The organism is Microbacterium sp. UBA3394, assembly GCF_002358725.1.
GTDB lineage: Bacteria > Actinomycetota > Actinomycetes > Actinomycetales > Microbacteriaceae > Microbacterium > Microbacterium luteum.
This window is the reverse complement of the sequence record NZ_DEPK01000127.1, coordinates 3,978-9,005: the sequence shown is the minus strand read 5'-3', so window position 1 is coordinate 9,005 and position 5,028 is coordinate 3,978. Positions and strand designations below refer to the sequence as shown.

The 5,028-nt window shown below is 71.6% G+C and carries 6 protein-coding genes; 4 read left to right on the top strand and 2 right to left on the bottom strand.

From position 1 onward, the window contains the following. Nucleotides 1-43 precede the first annotated feature (43 nt). Both B4E30_RS07800 and B4E30_RS07795 read left to right on the top strand, forming a co-directional pair. Nucleotides 44-928 carry a siderophore-interacting protein gene (locus tag B4E30_RS07800; protein WP_286794513.1) on the top strand — a complete coding sequence of 295 codons (885 nt, stop codon included), beginning with the start codon at nt 44-46 and terminating at the stop codon, nt 926-928. Beyond that, a complete protein-coding gene (locus tag B4E30_RS07795; RefSeq protein ID WP_286794511.1) occupies nt 925-1,497 on the top strand; it encodes an ECF transporter S component in 573 nt (190 codons plus the stop codon). Before B4E30_RS07800 ends, B4E30_RS07795 begins: the two co-directional genes overlap by 4 nt. Nucleotides 1,498-1,513: 16 nt before the next feature. On the opposite strand, the gene B4E30_RS07790 is transcribed toward B4E30_RS07795, so the two are convergent. Then, a complete protein-coding gene (locus tag B4E30_RS07790; protein WP_286794510.1) occupies nt 1,514-2,329 on the bottom strand; it encodes a hypothetical protein in 816 nt (271 codons plus the stop codon). A 141-nt stretch (nt 2,330-2,470) separates the two neighbouring features. Here B4E30_RS07790 and B4E30_RS07785 point away from each other — a divergent pair, with 141 nt between their 5' ends. Both B4E30_RS07785 and B4E30_RS07780 read left to right on the top strand, forming a co-directional pair. Beyond that, on the top strand, nt 2,471-3,295 hold the full coding sequence (locus B4E30_RS07785) for a sugar phosphate isomerase/epimerase family protein (protein WP_286794509.1): 825 nt from the start codon (nt 2,471-2,473) through the stop codon (nt 3,293-3,295). After that, complete coding sequence (locus tag B4E30_RS07780) at nt 3,292-4,416, top strand: Gfo/Idh/MocA family protein (protein WP_286794508.1); 1,125 nt, start codon at nt 3,292-3,294, stop codon at nt 4,414-4,416. The genes B4E30_RS07785 and B4E30_RS07780 overlap by 4 nt, the downstream gene beginning before the upstream one ends. Before the next feature lie 9 nt (nt 4,417-4,425). Here B4E30_RS07780 and B4E30_RS07775 read toward each other — a convergent pair. Then, nucleotides 4,426-5,028, bottom strand: a 603-nt coding sequence (locus tag B4E30_RS07775; protein WP_349676953.1) for a TetR/AcrR family transcriptional regulator, incomplete at its 5' end; no start/stop codon positions are given.

Below are 5,028 nucleotides of genomic sequence, written 5' to 3'. Positions count from 1 at the left end.
CCCTGGACGCTCGCCTGAGCGCCCCGACCGAACGGAGCATCCCATGGCCCGCGCCGGCCGCCTCGTCAAGCCCACCTCGCAGGACCTCATCCGCCTCACCGTGCTGCGCACCGCGCGACTTTCGCCGCACTGGGTGCGCGTGACGCTCGGCGGTGCCGAGATCGACCGGTTCACGCCGATGGGCTACGACCAGTGGTTCCGCATCTTCCTGCCGCTCGGCGGCGACGACGGCCTGGAGCGCATCCCCGCCAAGGCCAACAAGCTGTTCGGGTATCTGCGTTACCTGCGGATTCCCGACGGTATGCGCCCGGTCATGCGCAACTACACCGTGCGCGCCTATCGTGCGGCGACCGCGACGGGAGGCGCCGAGATCGACGTCGACTTCGTGCTGCACGGCTCGGCGGCCGACGGCACCGCCGGGCCCGCTTCACGGTGGGCGGAGACCTGCGAGCCGGGCGAGAGCGTGGTGATCATCGACGAGGGCCTCGCCTTCAACCCCGAGCGCGGCACGGAGCGGGTGCTGCTGGCCGCCGACGAGACGGGGCTTCCCGCCGTCGCCGGCGTGTGCGCGTCGCTGCCCGCCCACGCGACCGGGATCGCGCTCATCGAAGTCCCGGGCGAGGACGATGCGCTGTCGTTCCCGCATCCGGCCGGCATCGACGTGCGGTGGATCGTGCGCGAGGGCGACGAGAAGCCGGGCACCCTCGCCCTGTCGGCCCTGCGCATGTTGCGCGAGAGCGACCTCGCCGCGCCGTTCCACGCATACGTCGTCGGCGAGCAGGCGCTGCCGACCGATGCGCGCCGGCATCTGGTCGGTGACCGCGGCCTCGACAAGGACCTCGTGAGCTTCTGCGGATACTGGCGCGTCGGCGCATCCTCACCCACCCCCAAGGCGCAGCTCGCGTCGGCACCGGAGGCGCACGAATGAGCCGCGTCTCGACCGTCTACCTGCTCACCTGCGCGGCCATCGGGGTCGCCGGCGGCGTGCTGCTGTGGGGTGCCGGATGGATCTCGAGCGCCGTCTTCGCCGTGGCGCCCTTCTTCTCGGTGGCCGGCGCCGGGCTGTGGCTGCTGCCGGCGGCGGTCGGCATGCGCCTGCTCGAGCGCCCGGGAACCGCGCTCCTGGTCGGGTTGCTGTCGGGGCTCGTCGCCTTCCCGTTCCTCGGCGCGAGCCTGTGGTGGGCGTTCTTCATCGAGCTGCCGTTCCTCGCGGTGCTCTACCGATCCTGGAAGACGTGGCAGTACTTCGCCGGGGCGGTCGTCGTCGGCATCGTGTACCCGCTGCTGTCCTGGGCGTCGTTCCACCTCGGGTCGCTGGCACCGGGTCTGCAGATCGCGTTCTTCGCCCTGACGATGGCCTCGTGTCTGATCGGCGCGGGCCTGGGGGTCGTGATCGGCGACCGCCTGCGCAAGGCGGGAGTCGCGAAGCTCGCGCGCCGGCGCGGCCTGGCATCACGCGGCATGGGCCGCGGCGCGGGTCCCGCCGGCCAGCACTGAGGCCTCGCGAGCAGGTTCACTCGCCGTCGAGGTAGACGCCCAGCCGATCCTCGTCGAGCACGAACTGCAGGGCGACACCGTCGGGGAACCGTGCGGCGAGCTCCTCCGGGGCGTTCGAATCGAGGGGGACCTCGACGGTCGCCGGGAACACGCCGACGCGGCACCCCGAGTACACCGGCCCCTCGAAGGAGTACGAGCCGCCGTCGGCCTCGTCGTCGGCGGGGATCTGGTCGTCGCGCACGATCATCAGGCACTCGCCGGTCCCGCTGCTCCATCCCATGCCGCTCGCCGTCTCGAACGCCGTCAGTCCGGAGAACTCGAACACCGCCGAACTCGGCCCCGCGCCCATCCAACCGGCGGGCAGTGCGACGTCGGCCGGTTCGAGATCGTCGATCTGCGGGGCTCCGGATGAGACCGGCACCGGAGTGATCGCGACCGCTCCGTAGGTGATCGCGGCCGACGCGCTCCCGGCGATGAGAACGGATGCCGCCCAGATCAGGCGATCCCGGCGCGGCGTTCGCGGTCGCCGCCGATCGCGCCGTGTGCGTGCCCGCTGCTCCGGTTCCGACGCCTCGGAACGCTCGCCCCGGTCATCGGCCGCTTCCGTCGACGGCGGCTCGACGGCGGCCGCGGTCTCCGCGCCGCGGGACACGGCGGCATCCCGCTCAGGCACGGGTTCGGAATCGGGCTCGCGTATCGGCGCGGAACTCGCGTGGAGCTCCTCGAGCTCCTGAAGCCGGGCGAGTGCGACCGGATCATCGTGGATGTCGGCGGCGTGCCCGTAGGCTCGCGCGCGGAGGCGGTGCAGCTCGCCACGGGTATCGCTGTCCATCGCGGGAATCGTCTCATGTTCTGCTCGTCACCCGTCGTCACGGTGACCGGTCGATCAGAAACCTCCGCATGGAGGTTTCTCTGTTATCCTCATCGTCGTCACCGTCGTCGACACCGCCCGGTGACGGAAAGGACGGTCACCGTGGCCCTGCCGCTCGCCTCGATTCAGCTCTACACGCTCGCCGAGCAGTTCTCCGCCGACATGGGAGGCTCGCTCGACCGGTTGGCCGCCCTCGGGCTGCGGAACGTCGAGGCCTTCGACTTCGTGCGCCGACCCGCTGAGGTCCGCGCCGCCCTCGACGCGTCGGGGCTCGCCTCTCCCACCGGTCACGCTCCGCTGCTGTCCGACGAGCTCTGGACGCCGGACGGCTCGATTCCGACTCCCGCACCCGAGGTGGTCTTCGAAGCGGCCGCCACGATCGGCATGAAGACCGTCATCGACCCGTTCGTCGCGGCTGAGCGCTGGCGCACCCGCGACGGCGTCACCGACATCGCCGACCGCCTCAACGCTCTGGCCGACACCGCCGAGGGATTCGGCCTCTCGGTCGGCTACCACAACCACGCACAGGAGTTCGTGGCAGACATCGACGGGCAGAGCGCATACGAGTACTTCGTCGCACAGACCGACCCCCGGGTCGCGCTCGAACTCGATCTGTTCTGGGCCCTCACCGGCGGGCAGGACGTCGTCGCCCTCGTCGACCGCCTCGGCGAGCGCCTCGTCGCGGTGCACGTGAAGGATGGCGTCGTCCCCGCATCCAACCCCTGGGCGCCCGGCGCGCCGGAGTTCGCGTCGTCAAGCCTGGATCAGCGTCACGCGGGCACGGCCGACGTTCCCCTCGCCGACGCGCTGCGCGCCGCGCACGGCCTGGAGTACGCCGTCATCGAGTACGACCACGCACCCGGCGACGTGTTCGACGACATCGCCGCCAGCCTCACGTTCCTCACCGAGGGCGGGTTCGTGCGATGAGCGCGGTCGGCATCGGCATCATCGGGGTCGGCGTCATCAGCGACACCTACCTCGAGAATCTGGGCGCCTTCCCCGACACCGAGGTGCTGATCCTCGGCGACCTGGATCTCGAGCGCGCCCGCGCGCAGGCCGAGAAGTACGGCATCCCGGGCCACGGGAGCGCCGAAGACGTGCTCGCGCATCCCGGCGTGGACCTCGTGGTGAACCTCACGATCCCCGCCGCACACGTCGACATCTCCCGAGCCGCCGTGGCTGCCGGCAAGCATGTCTGGTCCGAGAAGCCGCTGGGGCTGGACCGGGATGCCGCCGCGCTGCTGCTGCAGGAGGCCGAGGCCGCGGGCGTGCGCGTGGGGTCGGCCCCCGACACCCTGCTCGGCCCGGGATTCCAGGCCGCTCGCCGCGCCATCGAGGAGGGCCGGATCGGTCGGCCGCTCTTCGCCCAGACCGCCTTCCAGACGCAGGGCCCCGACCTGTGGCATCCGAACCCGGGCTTCCTGTTCGCCCGCGGCGCGGGCCCGCTGCTCGACATGGGTCCCTACTACTTCTCGGCCCTGGTCAGCCTGTTCGGCTCCGTCGACCGCGTCTCGGCCGTCGGCACGAAGGCCCGTGCGGAGCGCGAGATCCACACCGGACCGCGCGCGGGCGAGCGATTCCCCGTCGAGGTGCCCTCGACGATCCAGGTCGCCACCGCGTTCGCGTCGGGACAGCAGGCCCAGAGCCTGCTGAGCTTCGACTCCGCCCTCGAGCGTCACGGCGTCGTCGAGATCCACGGCACCGAGGGCTCGATCGTCCTTCCCGACCCGAACCGGTTCGAGGGGCGCATCGCGTACGTCAAGCCCCTCGGTGTGCTGCGCGACGGGATGAAGACGGAGCAGGAGTGGATCGACATCCCCCACCCCGATCTCACCGTCGGGCGCGGCCTCGGGGCACTGGACATGGTGCGCGCCATCGCCGCGGGCCGCCCCCACGTGGCCTCGGGAGAGCTCGGCTTGCACGTGCTGGATGTGCTGCTGTCGGCTCAGGAGTCCGCGGAGTCGGGCATGACCGAGGCGGTCTCCAGCTCCGTCGCGCCCGTTCCGCTGCTTCCGGACGACTTCGACCCGTTCGTCGCGACCCTCTGAGCCGACCGCTCAGCCGCCCGGCCCCGACAGGAGCGCGTCGAGCATCGCCAGCGCGCCCTCGTGATCCACGTCGGGGTCGAGGAGCCACTGCACCTGCAGGCCGTCCGATGCGGCGATCACGAGGGCCGCGACGAGGGCGGGATCGACATCGGGGCGGATGACGCCGTCGTCCTGCAGGCGCGACACCCGCAGCGCCATCTCGCGGCGCAGTCGCGCGAATCGGGTGGTGATGAACTCCTGCGGAGCGGGGTGCCCGTCTTCGAGCGCCGCCGCGACCAGCGACGAGTACAGCTGCACGAGGCCGGGAATGCTCCGGTTCTGCTGCGCGGAGCGGCGCATGGTCGCGGCGGGCGTCGACTCCTCGGCGGGCTCCTCGCGCGCGTCGGAGCGGCGTCCCGACTCCACGTACACCGCCACCAGGAGCTCGTCGAGCGAACCGAAGTAGTGGGTCAGGGCGGCGTGCGTGACGCCGACCTCGCTCGCGATCGCGCGCAGGCTCGTGCGCTTGGATCCGCGCTCGGCGAAGACCTCGATCGCGCGGTCGAGGATCTCCTGCCGCCGCGCGATGCCCTTCGCGTAGCTGCCTCGTCCGCCGGGGCGCCCGTCGTCAGA